This is a genomic window from Luteococcus sediminum, from assembly GCF_054783495.1.
Genome location: NZ_BAAGQL010000013.1, coordinates 99,833 through 116,034, shown reverse-complemented (window position 1 = coordinate 116,034; position 16,202 = coordinate 99,833). Strand labels below are relative to the sequence as shown.

The following is a 16,202-nucleotide window of genomic DNA, read 5'->3' as shown; positions in this document are numbered from 1 at the left end:
CGACCAGACGCACCCCACCTGACAGACATCCGCCGAGGGCCCCGAACCAGCTGGTTCGGGGCCCTCGGCGGGTCTTGTGGACGGGCCGGGTGGCCCAGTGAGTTGGCCTAGTGAATTGGCCCAGTGAGTTGGCCCAGTGAATTGGCCCAGTGGATTGGCCCAGTGCGGTGGGTCAGTCGTCGAAGTCCGACTGCCGCACCACCCGCTGGCTGAGCCGTCGTTCCCGGCGGTCCTGCAGCCGGGCCCACAGCGAGCGGGGCAGCAGTGCTGCCGCCACCTTCTGCCCGGTGGTGGACCGCTCTGCCAGGTCGGCGCGGATGGCGCGCACCTGGTCGGCGGTCTGGCCGGCATCGTCCAGGGCAGGGGCGAAGCGGGACCTCTCCAGGTCGTGCACCAGCCCGTCGATGGCCTCGCGCCCCGACTGGTCGAGCTGCGGGTGCAATGCGACGGCCTTCTCGCGCATCGTGCCGGGGGGCCAGGTGCTCCCCAGGTCCCGAATGCTGTCGCGTACCTCGTACCACCCGTCGGCCACCTGCTGGTGGATGTCGGCGTGCTCACCCAGGCGCTTGCGTCGGGTCAGGGCCCGCACGATGGCCGGCAGGGCCAGCACCAGGAGAACGCCGAGTGCGCTGGCGCCCCAGGCGAGCAGGCGTCCCCAGGGAAGTCCCTGGTCGGTGGCCGGGGCGGGGGCTGCGCTGGCGCTCGGGCTGGCACTGGCCCTGGACACGGTGGCCGAGGGCGTCGGCGCCGCCGAGCTGGCACCGGCCGAGGCGGTCGCCGAGGGCAGCGGCTTGACGTCCTTGTTCACCAGCGACCACTCGGGGGCCGAGGCGACGCGGCTGGTGGGCTCGAAGCGCACCCAGCCGTACTCGGCAAAGTAGAGCTCGGGCCAGGCGTGCATGTTGCTGGCCCTCACCTCGTAGTGGTCGCCCACCTTCTCGCCGGGCAGGAAGCCCACCGAGACCCGCGAGGGGATGCCCTCGATGCGCGCCATCAGCGCCATCGCCGAGGCGAAGTGGACGCAGTAGCCCATCTTGTCCTTGGTGAGGAAGTTGGTGAGCACCTCGAAGCCGTTGCCGGGCGGGGCAGTGGTGGAGTAGCCGAAGTTGCGCGGGCTGGCCAGGTAGGCCTGGATCGCGGCGGCCTTCAGCACCGGGGTGGAGGCCTCCTTGGTCACCTGGTGGGTGATGTCCATGATCGTCTTGGGGACGTCCTTGGGCACCGCACTGGTGGTCTTGACGTCCGGAGGGGTGCCGGGCTGGGCCAGCGTGAAGTTCTCGGCGCCCGGATCGTTGAGCTTGCTGATGACGCGGTAGCTCTTGTTGCGGATGGCCTCGGTGCGGTCCTTGTCCTGCGTGGACAGGATCGTCAGGGTGGCCGGGTCATGGCGCCAGCGCCCGTCGACGGTGTAGTTCTGCGGGGCGTAGGGGGCCGGCAGGTATTCACCGTTGAGGTCCTTGATGTCGATCTGGGTGGAGACCTGCTTGCCGCCGGTGGTCAGGCCGGGCGGGGCAGGCAATGGCCCGTCCTCCAGCTTGGCCGGGGCCATGTGCCAGCCCTCGGCGTCCATCACGGTCAGTGAGGCGGTGCGCAGGTAGAGCGGCTCGTCGGACTGGTAGGTCAGCACCACCCGGTCGCTGGGCAGGTTGAGGTTCTTCGACATGTCCAGGGTGGGGTCGGCCATCTGGATGGGGCCGCTGCCGCGTGGGCGGGCGGACTCGATGTCGAGGCTGCCGAAGCGGGGGGCCACCTGTCCGAGCAGCAGGGCCAGGGCCAGGGCGGGCACGCCCACCAGCGCGCCGAGGCGGCGGGCGCCGGCGGCGGTGTGGCTGCTGGTGACGCTGTCGCTGGCCAGGTTGCGGGTCCAGGCGACGTTCTCGTTGATCCCGTCAGCCACCAGTACCAGCAGGTATCCCAGGCCCAACAAGGCGAAGGGCAGCCAGTGCACGTCCTGCTCGACGGCCAGGGCGGGGATCAGGTAGAGGGTCAGCAGGGATGCCAGCATCCAGGCGGTGGAGCGCAGGGTGGTCACGAGCACGTCGGCGACGATGGTGACCACGCCGACCAGCAGCACCATCAGCCAGCGCACGCTGGGGGTGGTGGCCATCGGGGCGCTCTGGACGCGGATCTGGAGCACGGCGTCGTTGAACAGCTGGCCCAGGTGGCCGAGACTGCGAGTGGCCTCCGGCTGGCTGCCCAGTCCAAGGCCCACGGCGACCAGCAGGAGCAGCAGCACCTGCACCAGGTGCACCAACAGGGGACGCAGCCCGGTGCGGCGCAGCAGCAGCGAGGTGGACTGCAGGGCCAGCACGAGGGCGGCCGAGAGCACCAGGTAGAAACGGTCGGTGGTCAGCGGGGCGAGGCTGGCGGCGCCCAGCGCCATCGCGACGCCCACGGCCAGGGTCGTGCGGTCGGTGTCGCGCATCAGGCTCCTCCTCGTCGTTCCAGTTCGGCCCAGACGCCGGCCACCGTCGAGTTGCGGGTGGCCTGCACCACGCGCCACTGGGCATCGGCCAGCTGGCGGACGCAGTCCTGGTGCTGGGCCATCACCTCGGGGGCGGCGCGCAGACCGCGGATGGTGAAGGAGTCGACGTCCAGCACGATCGCCAGGCCCACGGTGCGCCCGTGTCGCGCGGTGGCCAGGGCAGCGACGTCGTCGGGTGTGAGGCGGCCGAGCACGGCCACCAGCATCTCGCCCTGCTGCTGCATCTTGCTCTCCAGCGCACCTTCGAGGCTGTCGAGATCACAGGTCTGCTCGTCGGTCATGGCCAGCAGCACCGCCTCGCGGGCGGCATGCGGGTCCTCGGCGCTGGCGGTGGGAACGCGGCCCTCGGCATCCACCATGGACAACCGGAAGCCGTTGCCCAGCAGGTGGTGGGCGATGCTGGTGGCGGCTGAGACGGCCCACTCGAAGCTGGCGGTACGGCCGGTGCCTGCGTGGCTGGAGGCGCGGGAGTCGAGCAGCAGGGACACGCTCGGGTCCCAGGCCTGCTCCTCGCGCCGCACCATGATCTCGCCCTTGCGGGCGGTGGAGCGCCAGTGGATGCGACGCACGTCGTCGCCGTCGCGGTATTCGCGCACCAGCACGTCGTCCTGCCCCACGAGGCCGATCTTCTGCGGGGTGGACTCGCCGGAGGCGTTGTTGCCGGCCGCCGATCCGAGTTGGTCGAGCGGCTCCACGGCGGGGGTGACCAGGACCTCGTTGCTGGCGCGGAAGCGACGGTCGATCTCGGCCAGGCCGAAGGGGTCGACGGCGCGCACGAGCAGGGGGCCGACCCGGTAGCGACCACGGGCCAGGCCCATCAGCGGGTAGGTGACCTTGCGCTGCCAGTCGCCGGCGAAGGTGTGGACGGTGAAGCGGGGCCGACGGCCGAGTTCGCGTGGCACGCTGTCCTCGAAGCGCAGCAGGCCGACCGGGAGGGCCCCGGCCTTGCGCAGCACCAGTGAGGCCTCCATCCGTTCGCCCAGCGTGACGCGCGGCGGGTCGATGGTGCGCTCGGCCACCAGGTGCAGACGGGAGCGGCCCACCACCAGGATCGCAGCCACCGGCAGCAGGAGCAGCAGGATGAAGACGCGTGCGAGGTCGCGCTGGCCGAAGGCCAGCGAGAGCACGAGACCCACGAGGCCGACGAGCAGGAAGGCCCGCCCTCGGCCGGTGAGCACTCGCCATGACTTGGCGATCAAGGGATCACCGCCGGTCGGGGATGGCGACGGTCTCGACGGCAGCCTCGATGATCTCGTGCACCGTGCGGCCGGCCAGCTGGGCCTGCACAGAGGGCAGCAGGCGGTGGCCCAGCACCACCGGGGCGAGGGCCTGCACGTCGTCGGGGATGACGTAGTCGCGTCCGGCGAGCGCGGCCTGGGCCCGCACGATGCGCAGCAGGTGCAGGCTGGCACGCGGTGAGGCGCCCAGGCGCAGGTCCTTGCTCTGGCGGGTCGCCGCCACCACGCCCACGATGTAGTCCTTGACGACCGGGGCGACGTAGACGGTCTTGACGGTGCGGGCGAGGTCGACGACGGTGTCGGCGTCGGTGACCGGGTGCAGCTCCTCCAGCGGGCTGGTGGCGCCGTGCGAGTCGAGCATGTCGAGCTCGGAGGCCCGGGTGGGGTAGCCCATCTCGATGCGGGCCATGAAGCGGTCGCGCTGGGCCTCGGGCAGCGGGTAGGTGCCCTCCATCTCTACCGGGTTCTGGGTGGCCACCACCATGAAGGGGGAGGCCAGATGGTGGGTGATGCCGTCTGCCGAGACCTGGCGCTCGGCCATCGCCTCGAGCAGGGCCGACTGGGTCTTGGGGGAGGCGCGGTTGATCTCGTCACCCACCACGATGTTGGCGAAGATGGCGCCGGGCTTGAACTCGAACTCGCGCGATTCCTGGTTGTAGACGCTCACGCCGGTGATGTCGCTGGGCAGCAGGTCGGGGGTGAACTGGAGGCGCCGCACGCTGCAGTCGATGGAGCGGCCCAGGGCCCGGGCGAGCATGGTCTTGCCGACGCCGGGCACGTCCTCCACGAGCAGGTGGCCCTCGGCGAGCAGGACGGCCAGGGCGATGTTGACCTGGTCGGTCTTGCCCTCGATCACGCTCTCGATGGCGGTGCGGACGTGACCCATCACGTCGACCACGTCGGACAGGGTGCGGCTGGGTGCCCCATTCTGCTCCACCGGCTTCTCCTCATCATCTGGGCACCGGCTGGCGCCGCGTGCTGGTCGTCGGGTCGCGGCCGGGGCCGCGGGTTGTCAGCAGTGTGCCCCCGCCGCCTGTGGACGGTCCGCGGGCACCCTGGCGAGCCTACCGCCTGCCATACCAGCCCCCAATGCGGCACACGCTCGGAAAAGCTCTCTGAAGATTGCCCAAGGACGGGCGCGGGGGAGCGCAATGTCTTTGAAGTGGGGGCTGGTGGAGTAATGTGGAGCGCAGTGGAGAGGATCGGCGCAATCGTGGAGTGAGTGGAGGTGTCCCGGTGTTCCTGGGTACGCACACTCCCAAGCTCGATGAGAAGGGCCGCTTCTTCCTGCCGGCGAAGTTTCGTGACGAGCTGGCCGACGGCCTGGTGATCACCAGGAGCCAGGATCGCTGTTTGGCGATCTATCCGACGGCCACCTTCGTCGCGATGACCCAGCAGGTGAGCGCCGCTCCGACGACGGTGAAGCAGGTCCGCGACTTCCAGCGCATGCTGGCGGCGGGGGCCAGCGACGAGACGCCGGACAAGCAGGGACGCGTGACCATCCCGCCCATGTTGCGCAGCTATGCGGGGCTGGACAAGGAGATCGTCGTCGTGGGTGCCATCAACCGGGTCGAGGTCTGGGACGTCGTCGCCTGGCAGGAGTACTCCGCTGCGCAGGAATCGGTCTTCGCCGAGATGAATGAAGAGGTCTTCCCCGGCCTGTGACCGGGGACGCAAGGTGCGGCTTGTGCCGCGAGGCTTCGATCCGGGTCCTGGAGGCCCTGGCTCACCTTCCCCGGTGCCAGGTCCTTCTCTTCCCGACCGGGGGGTCAACCGACTCCCGGGTGGACCCGGATTGAAACCCCGAGGCACAAACGAGTGGATGGGTGGGTCGAATGGGCGAGACCGAGGCTGGCGTGGACGCCATCGGTGGCGACCGCGCGCTCGATCCCGCCCAGGTCACGGCCCTGGAGGCGGCGAGGATCCACGTCCCGGTGATGCGCGAGCGCATCTTGGAGCTGCTCGGTCCGGCCCTGCAGCGCGAAGGTGCGGTGCACGTCGATGGCACCCTGGGCATGGGCGGCCATGCGGAGTCGGTCCTGGAGGCCTTCCCCACAGCGCGCGTGGTGGGCATCGACCGCGATCCCACGGCCCTGATGATCGCCTCGAGGCGCCTGGAGCGCTTCGGTGACCGTTTCATCCCGGCCGAGGCCGTCTATGACGAGCTGCCCGAGGTGCTCGAGGAGCTCGGCATCGACCAGATCCACTCCATGCTGCTCGACCTGGGGCTCTCCAGCCTGCAGATCGACCGGCGCGAGCGCGGCTTCGCCTATTCGGTGGACGCGCCCCTGGACATGCGCATGGACGGCAAGCAGGGGCTCACCGCCGCCGAGGTGGTCAACACCTACGAGCCGCGCGAGCTGGTGCACATCCTGCGCCGCTATGGCGAGGAGCGCTTCGCCGACCGCGTGGTGCGACGCATCGTCGTCGAACGTGAGGTGGAGCCCTTCGACCGTTCCGCACGCCTGGTGCAGGTGATCTCCGATGCGATCCCGATGGCGGCCCGCAAGACCGGGGGCCACCCCGCCAAGCGCACCTTCCAGGCCCTGCGGATCGAGGTCAATGGCGAGCTGGAGGCCCTCGAGGGCGCCCTGCCTGCCGCCCTCGACGCACTGGCCGTCGGCGGACGGCTCGCCGTGCTGGCCTACCACTCGCTGGAGGACCGGATGGTCAAGAACGTCCTGCGCGAGGCCTCCTCGGACACCGCACCCCCCGGTCTTCCCGTGGTGCCCGAGGACATGCAGCCCCGTTTCGGCCTGCTCACCCGCGGAGCCGAGAAGCCTTCCCCCGAAGAAGTCCAGACCAATCCCCGCGCAGCCTCCGCCCGGCTGCGGGTCGCCGAACGTCTCAGGAGTGCCCGATGAGCGCCTTGCTCGCCCCACTGGAAGAGGTCGCCGAGCGTGGCTCCACGCGCGCCCCGCGGCCACCGCTGCGACCCGTCGCGCCCAGTCCGCTGCGCCTGTCGCGGGTCGGTTTCATCATCTTCGTCATCACCCTGCTGGGCGCCGGCATGGTGGGGGTGCTGCTGCTCAACACAAGCATCCAGCAGCGGGCCCAGACGGTGGTCGCCGCCCAGCGCACCGCCGAGGACCTGGGGCACGAGCAGGCCTCGTTGTCGGCGCGGGTGGAGCAGCTGCGCTCCAGCTCCGACCTGGCCGACCGGGCCTGGGCCATGGGCCTTCGCCCCAACCCGCACCCGGTCTTCGTGCGGCTGGATGCCGATGGCACTGGCGGGCAGGTGGTCGGTGAGCCGATGCGAGTCCAGGGCATGGAGATGCCTGACCAGAAGTTCCGCAGCGCCGACGAGGTGACCGTGGGCATGGAGAAGTCGCGTGCCGCCTATCTCGCCGAGCAGGAGGCCAAGCGCAAGCAGGCCGAGGCAGATCGGATCGCGCGCGAGAAGGCTGCCCAGGAGAAGAAGGCGGCGGAGAAGAAGGCGGCCGAGCAGGAGGCCGCCCAGAAGAAGACAGCCCAGAAGAAGACAGCCGAGAAGAAGGCAGCCGAGAAGGAGGCAGCCGAGAAGAAGGCAGCCGAGAAGAAGGCAGCGCAGGACGAGTCTGCACCCACGACGAATGGCACCGGGGGACGCTGATGGCGTCCCAGCATCGACGCCGCCCAACTGCCGCGCGTCGCTCCGGCGCACGCCTGCAGATGGCCGACCCGACGCTGCGGCTGCGCCGACTGCTGGTACTGGTCCTGCTGCTCCTGGGGCTGTGCATGGGCCGCGCCCTGCAGCTGCAGGCGCTCGATTCGCAGGCCTATGCGTCCAAGGCGGCCGCCCAGATGACCCACACCGTTCCCTTGGCCCCCCAGCGCGGCAGCATCAGTGACCGCTTCGGGGTCGTGATGGCCGACACCCTGCCCTCGGTCAAGATCGTGGCCGACCCCAGCATGCTCGCTCGCAATGGTGTGGACGGACGGGTGGAGCTGACGCCTCGCCAGCAGGCCATCGGCCAGGCGGCCCCGGAGGCCGTGGCGGCGGTGCTGGCCCAGCACCTGGGCGGCACGCCGGCCGACTACCTGCCCGCGCTGACCGCCAAGGGCAAGGACGGCACGCTCTTGCAGTACAAGGTGGTCGTCCCGCAGGTGGACACCGCCGTGTGGAACAAGATCAGCAAGCAGTTGCGCAAGGGCGGTTCCGTGGAGGGCCACAAAGTGCCCTACTGGTACGGCCTGTACAAGGAGGACCATCCCCGACGGATCTACCCCTCCGGGTCGGTGGGCGGAAACCTGGTCGGGATGGTACGTGGCGACGGCACCGCCGTCACGGGCCTGGAGAAGTACCTGGACGAGGAGCTCACCGGTGTCCCCGGCGTCGAGACCTTCGAGAGCTCGGCCTATGGCCGCATCCCGCTCGGCACCGATGTCCTGACCCCGGCCGTCGACGGCTACGACTACCAGCTGACCATCGACTCCACCATCCAGCAGGCAGCCGAGGCAGCCCTGGCCAAGGGGGCGATGGGAGCCGCGGCCACCACGGGCACCGCCATCGTGATGAACGTCAAGACCGGCGAGGTGCTGGCCAATGCCAACGTGCCCAGCTATGACCCGAACAAGATCAGCGAGGTCGCAGCCCGCAATTCCATGATGAACCGCTCGGTGGAGGCCATCTACGAACCCGGCTCGGTGCAGAAGGTGCTCACCCTGGCCGCGCTGGCCGACATGGGACTGGTCAAGGCCGACACCAGGGTGCTGGTGCCGCCGAAGCTGGCCTCTGGCGGTGGTTACATCCGCGACTCCTCGGTGCACGGCACCGTCCCGATGACGGCCCGCGGCATCATGGCCCGCTCGTCCAACATCGGCACCACGATGCTGGCGCGCCAGGCCGACAAGGCCGACCTGGTCGCGTACCTCAAGAAGTTCGGGTTGGGCGAGCGCACCGGCCTGGAACTGCCGGGGGAGCAGGTCGGCCTGGTGCCCAAGGCGGACATGCCGGACTACACCCGTGACCAGATCGCCTTCGGCCAGGGCCTGTCGACCACTCCGATCCAGGAGGCCGCTGCCGTGGCCGGGATCGTCAACGGAGGGGTCCACAATCCGCCTACCCTGATCAAGCAGGCCACCACCAGCGAGGGCGAGCAGGTGCAGTTGCCGGCCCGGGAACCGCGCCGCGTCATCTCGAAGGAGGCCTCGGCGGAGGTCCGCGACATGATGGAGTCGGTGATCACCGTCGCCCCCGAGAAGCGCGCCATCCCCGGCTACCGGGCAATCGGCAAGTCGGGCACTGCGGAGCGGGCCGACGGCAAGGGCGGCTATGACGGCTACACGGCCTCCTTCGTGCTCGCCGCTCCCGCCGATAACCCCCAGATCCTCGTCTACACGGTGCTCGACGAGCCGCTGCGCGGGCACCAGGGCTCGGAGGTTGCGATGCCCATTGCCCAGGAGATCATGAAGCTGGCCCTGCCGCGCTACGGTGTCCTGCCGGACCCGACGCCGGCACCCGACAAGCCGTTGGAGTACGAACCGTGAGCCTCACCGACCAGGGCCTGCTCAGGCCCAGCCACCAGCCGCGCCGCGACCTGCTGGAGCTCTTTGCGCAGAGCCCGCAGGGCACGGTGCAGCTGCCTGCCCGCGGCGTCGAGGTCACCGGCATCACACTGGACTCGCGCACCGTGGGGGCTGGCGATCTCTACGTCGCCCTGCCCGGCATGAAGGTGCACGGTGCCCGCTTCGCCGCCCTTGCGGTTGAACATGGTGCGGTTGCGGTGCTCACCGACCCGAGCGGGCGCGAGCTGGCCGAGGCCAGCGGCGTTCCCGTCGTGGTGGCCGAGGACGCCCGCGACGCGATGGCTGATGCTGCCGCGACGCTGTTCGGACTGCCGACCCACCAGCTGGTGATGTTCGGCATCACCGGCACCAATGGCAAGACCACCACCACCCTGCTGCTGGAGGAGGCCCTCCGGGCGGCCGGCCGACGGGTGGGCACCATCGGCACCAACGGTTTCCGGCTCGACGGCGAGGAGCTGCCGAGCACTCGCACCACCGTCACCACCCCCGAGTCGCCCGACCTGCAGGCCCTGCTGGCAGTCATGCTGGAGCGGGGGGCCGACAGCGTGGCGATGGAGGTCAGCTCCCACGCCCTGGCGCTCCAGCGGGTCGACCACATCGGCTTCGACGTCGCCGGTTTCGCCAACCTGGGCCGCGACCACCTGGACTTCCACCCCACGATGGAGGACTACTTCGAGGCCAAGGCGCGGCTCTTCGAGGCCGACCACTGCCGGGTCGCGGTGGTCAACATCGACGACGAGCATGGCCGCGTGCTGGCCGAACGACTACGTGGGCAAGGTCATCCCCGTCTGGTCACCACCGGCATGGGTGAGTGCGACCACCGGCTGGTGCGGGCCACGCCCGAGGGACCGGGCAGCCGAATCGTCTACCGCGGTCCGCAGGGCGAGCGGGAGTTCACCATCGACCTGCCCGGTGAGTACAACGCCCGCAATGCCGTGATGGCGCTGGCGATGGGCCTCGAGGCCGGCCTGGACGAGGACCGCCTCGTGGCTGGCCTGGCCCGTGCCCAGGTGCCTGGGCGCATGCAGCTGGTGCGCCTCGACGAGCAGGCACCCACCGTCTACGTCGACTTCGCCCACACCCCGCAGGCCATCGAGCAGGCGGTGCGCTCGGCCCGCCCCGGGCCCGGCGGCAGGATCGTGGTGGTCGTCGGTGCAGGTGGCGACCGTGACCGGGCCAAGCGCGCCCCGATGGGAGCCGCTGCCGCCACCGGGACGCAGCTGGTGGTGGTCACCGACGACAACCCGCGCAACGAGGACCCGGCCCGGATCCGTTCGGCGGTGGTCGAGGGTGCGCAGGGGGCAGGGGGTGCCGAGGTGGTCGAGCAGGCGGGACGCGCCGCCGCCATCGCCAGGGCGCTGACCGGTGCCGGTGCCGCAGACGTGGTGCTGGTGCTGGGCAAGGGGCACGAGAAAGGCCAGACGGTCGAGGGCACCGTGCACCCCTTCGACGACGTGCAGGTGGTCCGCGAGCAGTGGACCGCCCTGTGTGCGGGGCGGCAGGAGGAAGGGCGATGAGGACGAGCAGTACCCAGGAGCTGGCCCGGCTGGCCGGGGCACGCCTGGAGGGCGACGGCACGGTCGCGGTGGGGCCGGACGTCGTGATCGACGCGCGCAAGGCCACCCCCGGGAGCCTCTTCGTGGCCATCCCCGGGGAGCGGGTCGACGGGCACGACTTCACCTCCCAGGCGGCCGCCGCGGGCGCTGCCGCCGTCCTGGCGAGCCGCGCCACCGGGGCGGACCTGCCGCACCTGCTGGTCGACGAGTCCGTCTCCGGCCTCAGCGAGCTGGCCCGGGGCCTGGTGGCACGGGAACACGGGCGCGGCCTGGTGACTCTGGCCGTCACCGGCTCCTCGGGCAAGACCTCGACCAAGGACCTGCTGGCCCAGCTGCTGGAGGCCCACGGCCCGACGGTGAGCCCGATCGGCTCCTTCAACAATGAGATCGGCGTCCCGCTGACTGCTTGCGGCGTGGACGGGCAAACCCGTTTCCTGGTCAGCGAGATGGGGGCGCGCGGTCTGGGTCATGTGGCCTGGCTGTGCTCGATCACCCGCCCCGATGTGTCCCTGGTGCTCAACGTGGGCACCGCTCACCTGGGGGAGTTCGGCAGCCGCGAGGGCATCGCGCAGGCCAAGGGCGAGATCGTCGAGGCGCTGCGGCCCGAGGGGTGGGCCGTGCTCAATGCCGACGACGAGCTGGTCTTCGCCATGGCGAGCCGCACCAGCGCGCACCTGGCCTGGTGGAGCCGGACCGGCTGGGAGTCGACCGGCGGCAGCGCACCCGATGGCGATCTGCACGTGCAGGCCGTCGACGTGTCCGCCAATGACCTCGAGCAGTACCGCTTCACCCTGGTGGTGGAACGTGCAGGCGGGCGCGAACAGCACCAGGTGCAGCTGCAGCTGCTGGGAAGCCACCAGGTCTCCAATGCCCTGGCTGCCGCCACCGCCGCCATCGCCGCCGGGTGCGATGCGAAGACGGTGGCGAGCAGCCTGTCCGCGGCCACCACCCGCAGTCCCTGGCGGATGCAGATGGACGTGCGCAGTGACGGCTTGGCCGTGCTCAACGACGCCTACAATGCCAACCCCTCCTCGATGGCCGAGGCCGTCGCGACGATCGGTCGGATCGGCCGCACCCGTCGTGCCGAGCACCCGGGAGCGAAGGTCCACGCAGTGCTGGGCGACATGCTGGAACTGGGCGGCGACGCCGAGGCGCTGCACCGCGCCGTCGGCGTGCAGGCCGTCGAGTGCGGCATCGATGACCTGGTGGCCGTCGGCAGCTTCGCCGAGGCCATCGCCGAGGGTGCCCGCAGCGCCGGCGGCCAGGCCCGGGTCATGAAGACCGACCAGGCGGCGGCCTCGCTAGTCTTGGACCCGGCCGACGTGGTGCTGGTGAAGGCGTCGCGGGGGATCGCCCTGGAGACGGTGGCCGAGGCGCTGCTGGGCGGCGACGGTGAGACGAGTGGAGTCACGCAGTGAAGAACATCTTGCTGGCCGGGGGACTGGCCATGGTCGGGACGCTGCTGGGCACCCGCATCCTGATCGGCTTCCTGGTCCGCAAGGGCTACGGCCAGTTCATCCGCGACGACGGACCCACCGCGCACCACACCAAGCGCGGCACCCCCACCATGGGCGGGCTGGTGATCATCATCTCGGTGGTGCTGGCCTACCTGCTGGCGCACCTGGCCACCTGGACCCCGGTGACGGTCTCGGCCGTGCTGGTGCTCTACCTGTTCGTCGGACACGGCGTGCTGGGCTTCCTGGACGACTGGGCCAAGATCTCCAAACAGCGCTCCCTGGGGTTGACGGGCAAGGCGAAGCTGCTGGGCCAAGGTTTCCTGGCCGCCTCCTTCGGCACGATGGCCCTGATGTTCCCCAATGAGCGGGGCATCCGTCCCGCCTCGCAGGCGATCAGCGTGCTGCGCGACGTGAGCTGGCTGGTGCTGCCGGCCGCGCTGGCCGTGGTGTGGATGATGCTGCTCATCGCGGGCGCCTCCAATGCGGTCAACCTCACCGACGGGCTCGACGGCCTCGCCTCGGGTGCCGCGACGATGGTCTTCTGCGCCTATGCACTGCTCAACATCTGGCAGTTCAACCAGTGGTGCGGCGCCCAGTCGACGGCCGGTCCGCGCTGCTACGAGGTGCGCGACCCCTATGACCTGGCGGTGGTGGCGATGGCGCTGGCCGGCGCCTGCTTCGGTTTCTTGTGGTGGAATGCCAGCCCCGCCAAGATCTTCCTCGGCGACACCGGCAGCCTGTCGCTGGGTGCGGCGCTGGCTGGCCTGGCGATCCTCTCGCGCACCGAGTTCCTGCTCGTCGTGATCGGTGCCCTGTTCGTCATGGAGACGGTCTCGGTGATGATCCAGGTGAGCTACTTCAAGGCGACCGGTGGCAAGCGGCTGTTCAAGATGACGCCGATCCACCACCACTTCGAACTCCTGGGCTGGGCCGAGGTCACCGTGGTGATCCGTTTCTGGATCATCTGTGGGCTGGCCGTGGCCACCGGGCTCGGACTCTTCTACGCGGAATGGGTGGCAGGACAGTGACTGTGAAGGACTGGATCGACACGGCCGACCGCACCTCGCCGTGGCCGGAGGCGAAGGTGGTGGTGGCCGGTCTGGGGACCTCCGGCTTCGCCGCGGCGGACGGCCTGCTGGAGGTGGGCGCGCAGGTGCGCGTGCTCGACGAGAACGAGTCGGAGGCCAATGTCGACAAGGCCACCCTGCTGGAGGTCCTCGACGCCACCGTCGAGCTCGGCAAGGGCACCACGACCACGCTGCCCGACGATGTCGACCTCGTGGTCACCTCCCCGGGCTGGCGCCCTTCGGCGCCGCTGCTGGCCCAGGCCATCGCCCGCGGCATCCCGATCTGGGGCGAGGTGGAGCTGGCCTGGCGGATGCAGCACCCCGAGCGCGCGGTGCCGTGGCTGGCCGTGACTGGAACCAATGGCAAGACGACCACCACCCAGATGCTGGAGTCGATCCTGCGGGCCGCCGGGCTGGAGACTGCCGCGGTCGGCAACATCGGCCGTCCGGTGATGGAGGCGGTGCTCGACGAGACCCAGCACGACGTGCTGGCGCTGGAGCTGTCGAGCTTCCAGCTGCACTGGATGCTGCGCAACCCGCACTGCCCGGTGCAGATGCACTCCGCGGCGGTGCTGAACCTGCAGCCCGACCACCTGCAGTGGTACGAGGGTGACGGTTTCGACGCCGAGCTGTCGCCGATCGACCGCTATGCCGCCGACAAGGCCCGTGTCTACGAGCAGGTGCGTCACTCCTGTGTCTACAACGTGGCTGATCCCCGCACCGAGCGGATGGTGGAGGAGGCCGACGTGGTGGAGGGGGCCCGCGCGATCGGCTTCACCCTGGGCACCCCCGCCATGAGCATGCTCGGCGTCGTCGACGACCTACTGGTCGACCGCGCCTTCGTCGAGCAGCGCAAGGACTCCGCCCTGGAGATCGCCAAGCTCGACGACGTCCACCCGCAGGCGCCGCACAATGTGGAGAATGCGCTGGCCGCGGCGGCGCTGGCCCGCTCCTTCGGCGTGCCGGCCAAGGCCGTCGGGCAGGGCTTGCGCGACCTGACGCTGGGCGGCCACCGCATCCAGACGGTCGTCGAGCACGATGGCGTCACCTATGTCGATGACTCGAAGGCGACCAATCCGCACGCCGCGAACTCGTCGATGCGCGCCTTCGACTCGATCGTGTGGATCGCCGGCGGCCAGGCCAAGGGAACCACCTTCGACGAACTGGTCACCACCCACGCCGGGCGGCTGCGCGGCGCAGTGCTGCTGGGCGTGGACCGCGAGGTCGTCGCCGAGGCGCTGCGACGCCACGCCCCCGAGGTCCCGGTGGTGGTGCTGGACCGTGACGACACCGGCGTCATGGCCGAGGCCGTCGCGCAGGCGGCCAGGATGGCCCGCCCGGGTGACACGGTGCTGATGGCCCCTGGCTGCGCCTCACAGGACATGTGGAGCGGGTACGACGCCCGGGGGGACGACTTCGCCGCCGCGGCACGAGCACTGGGCCACTGACCGGTGGTCCTCGACGACGGCGCCGGCGGCCGACAGCAGTCCGGGCCGTTGGGCACGGGCCGGGCCTCGAAGGACAGGAGCAGGCAGACGACCGGGGCAGCAGCACGAGAGGGGGAGGCAGTGGCAGATCGCACGGCCCAAGGCACGCCGCGGGGTTCCCGTCCCCGGGCAATGCCGCGGGGTTCCCGTCCCCGGGGGCGTGGCGGCGCGACGGCAGCGCGCACCCCGGTAGAACGTCTCGGCATGATCGGCCAGGCCCTGGCCGCGCCCCTGGCCTCCTGGTACCTGGTGCTGGTCTCGGCGACCCTGCTGGTCTTCGTCGGGGCCTTGATGGTGCTGTCCAGCTCCTCGGTCTACTCCCAGTCGATCAATGACGGCGATCCCTATTACATCGCCAAGCGCCACGTGGTCTTCCTGGTGATGGCCCTGCCGGTGGCCTGGTGGCTCTCGCACCAGAAGGCCTCCCGGCTCAAGGTGCTGGGCTGGGTGGTCTATGTGGGTTCCCTGGTGATGCTGCTGGCGATCTTCGTGCCCGGGCTCGGCGACGACGCGGGCAAGGGCAATCTGGCCTGGCTGAAGCTCGGCCCCCTGACGATCCAGCCCTCGGAGTTCGCCAAGCTCGGTCTGGTGATGTGGGCTGCCTCGGTGGTCAGCGCCAAGGAGAAGGTCCTGGACCGTCCCCGGGAGCTGCTGCCCCTGCTGGGCGGCTTCGGGCTGGTTCTGGTCCTGGTGCTGGCCCAGAAGGACCTCGGAACCGCGCTGGTGATCGGCGCGATTGCCTTCGCCATCCTGTTCGTGATTGGCGTCCCGGTGCGGATGCTGGGTGCCCTGCTGGGACTGGCGGGTGTCCTGGTGGCCGCGCTGGTGGTCACCAGCCCCAACCGGATGAAGCGCATCGCCGCCTTCGTCACCGGCCATGCCGCCGAGGACCCCGCTGCCTCGCAACAGCCGCTGAGCGCCATCTATGCGTTGGCCTCGGGCGGCTGGTGGGGACTGGGCCTGGGCAAGTCGCGCCAGAAGTGGGGCAACCTCTACGACGGCGCCCAGAACGACTTCGTCTTCGCCGTCCTAGGCGAGGAGCTGGGCCTGCTGGGAACCCTGACGGTGCTGGCGCTGTTCGCCGTGCTGGGCTGGGCCGGGCTGCGGATTGCGATGCGCGCCGACTCGACCCTGGTCCGGGTGCTGGCCGCGGGCACCACCTGCTGGCTGATGTTCCAGGCGCTGGTCAACGTGGGGGTGGCGATGAGCCTGCTGCCCGTGGTCGGAGTCCCGCTGCCCTTCATCTCGGCCGGAGGCTCGGCACTGATGGCCAACATCTTCGCCGTGGGCATCCTGCTGGCCTGCGCGCGGCAGGAGCCGGCGGCCCGCAAGGCGCTGGCCCGCACGGCTGGCGAGCCGCGCCCCAAGATCACTACCGTGGTGGACGCCGGCCGGTGAGCCGTC

Annotated in this window: 12 protein-coding genes; 9 read left to right on the top strand and 3 right to left on the bottom strand. The window is 70.4% G+C overall.

Features of this window, described 5'->3' with window-relative positions:
• Positions 1-172: 172 nt before the first annotated feature.
• Genes ACYVKA_RS07330 through ACYVKA_RS07320 form a run of 3 tightly spaced genes read right to left on the bottom strand, consistent with a single transcriptional unit; the run spans position 173 to position 4,621 of the window.
• Entirely contained in the window at positions 173-2,425 is a 2,253-nt protein-coding gene (locus tag ACYVKA_RS07330) for a transglutaminase family protein (protein ID WP_460704216.1), read from the bottom strand.
• Positions 2,425-3,684 (bottom strand): DUF58 domain-containing protein, encoded by a 1,260-nt coding sequence (locus ACYVKA_RS07325; protein WP_394275270.1) that lies wholly within the window; start codon positions 3,682-3,684, stop codon positions 2,425-2,427. Before ACYVKA_RS07325 ends, ACYVKA_RS07330 begins: the two co-directional genes overlap by 1 nt.
• A gap of 4 nt (positions 3,685-3,688) precedes the next feature.
• Positions 3,689-4,621, bottom strand: coding sequence for an AAA family ATPase (locus ACYVKA_RS07320; protein WP_460704895.1), 933 nt, complete (start codon positions 4,619-4,621; stop codon positions 3,689-3,691).
• 338 nt (positions 4,622-4,959) lie between these two features.
• On the opposite strand from ACYVKA_RS07320, the gene mraZ reads away from it, so the two are divergent.
• From mraZ to ftsW, 9 genes are all read left to right on the top strand, one after another.
• Positions 4,960-5,388, top strand: coding sequence for a division/cell wall cluster transcriptional repressor MraZ (gene mraZ / locus ACYVKA_RS07315; protein ID WP_394275269.1), 429 nt, complete (start codon positions 4,960-4,962; stop codon positions 5,386-5,388).
• A 170-nt stretch (positions 5,389-5,558) separates the two neighbouring features.
• Positions 5,559-6,587, top strand: coding sequence for a 16S rRNA (cytosine(1402)-N(4))-methyltransferase RsmH (gene rsmH / locus ACYVKA_RS07310; protein WP_460704214.1), 1,029 nt, complete (start codon positions 5,559-5,561; stop codon positions 6,585-6,587).
• On the top strand, positions 6,584-7,315 hold the full coding sequence (locus ACYVKA_RS07305) for a hypothetical protein (protein ID WP_460704212.1): 732 nt from the start codon (positions 6,584-6,586) through the stop codon (positions 7,313-7,315). The genes rsmH and ACYVKA_RS07305 overlap by 4 nt, the downstream gene beginning before the upstream one ends.
• A gap of 59 nt (positions 7,316-7,374) precedes the next feature.
• The gene (locus tag ACYVKA_RS07300) at positions 7,375-9,192 is read left to right on the top strand and encodes a peptidoglycan D,D-transpeptidase FtsI family protein (protein ID WP_460704893.1); all 1,818 of its coding nucleotides are present in this window, start codon (positions 7,375-7,377) and stop codon (positions 9,190-9,192) included.
• Positions 9,189-10,748 (top strand): UDP-N-acetylmuramoyl-L-alanyl-D-glutamate--2,6-diaminopimelate ligase, encoded by a 1,560-nt coding sequence (locus tag ACYVKA_RS07295; protein WP_460704210.1) that lies wholly within the window; start codon positions 9,189-9,191, stop codon positions 10,746-10,748. The genes ACYVKA_RS07300 and ACYVKA_RS07295 overlap by 4 nt, the downstream gene beginning before the upstream one ends.
• Positions 10,745-12,205 (top strand): UDP-N-acetylmuramoyl-tripeptide--D-alanyl-D-alanine ligase, encoded by a 1,461-nt coding sequence (locus ACYVKA_RS07290; RefSeq protein ID WP_460704208.1) that lies wholly within the window; start codon positions 10,745-10,747, stop codon positions 12,203-12,205. Before ACYVKA_RS07295 ends, ACYVKA_RS07290 begins: the two co-directional genes overlap by 4 nt.
• Positions 12,202-13,272 carry a phospho-N-acetylmuramoyl-pentapeptide-transferase gene (mraY, locus tag ACYVKA_RS07285; RefSeq protein ID WP_394275264.1) on the top strand — a complete coding sequence of 357 codons (1,071 nt, stop codon included), beginning with the start codon at positions 12,202-12,204 and terminating at the stop codon, positions 13,270-13,272. The genes ACYVKA_RS07290 and mraY overlap by 4 nt, the downstream gene beginning before the upstream one ends.
• A complete protein-coding gene (gene murD, locus ACYVKA_RS07280) occupies positions 13,254-14,759 on the top strand; it encodes a UDP-N-acetylmuramoyl-L-alanine--D-glutamate ligase (RefSeq protein ID WP_460704206.1) in 1,506 nt (501 codons plus the stop codon). Before mraY ends, murD begins: the two co-directional genes overlap by 19 nt.
• Positions 14,760-15,002: 243 nt before the next feature.
• A complete protein-coding gene (gene ftsW / locus ACYVKA_RS07275) occupies positions 15,003-16,196 on the top strand; it encodes a putative lipid II flippase FtsW (RefSeq protein WP_460704204.1) in 1,194 nt (397 codons plus the stop codon).
• The last annotated feature ends 6 nt before the right edge of the window (positions 16,197-16,202 follow it).

Bases quoted from the DNA above. Each gene is read 5' to 3' on its own strand.
- ACYVKA_RS07290 (WP_460704208.1), top strand. From the start codon at position 10,745: ATGAGGACGAGCAGTACCCAGGAGCTGGCCCGGCTGGCCGGGGCACGC.
- ftsW (WP_460704204.1), top strand. From the start codon at position 15,003: ATGATCGGCCAGGCCCTGGCCGCGCCCCTGGCCTCCTGGTACCTGGTG.
- ACYVKA_RS07305 (WP_460704212.1), top strand. From the start codon at position 6,584: ATGAGCGCCTTGCTCGCCCCACTGGAAGAGGTCGCCGAGCGTGGCTCC.
- rsmH (WP_460704214.1), top strand. From the start codon at position 5,559: ATGGGCGAGACCGAGGCTGGCGTGGACGCCATCGGTGGCGACCGCGCG.
- murD (WP_460704206.1), top strand. From the start codon at position 13,254: ATGGGTGGCAGGACAGTGACTGTGAAGGACTGGATCGACACGGCCGAC.
- ACYVKA_RS07330 (WP_460704216.1), bottom strand. From the start codon at position 2,425: ATGCGCGACACCGACCGCACGACCCTGGCCGTGGGCGTCGCGATGGCG.
- ACYVKA_RS07300 (WP_460704893.1), top strand. From the start codon at position 7,375: ATGGCCGACCCGACGCTGCGGCTGCGCCGACTGCTGGTACTGGTCCTG.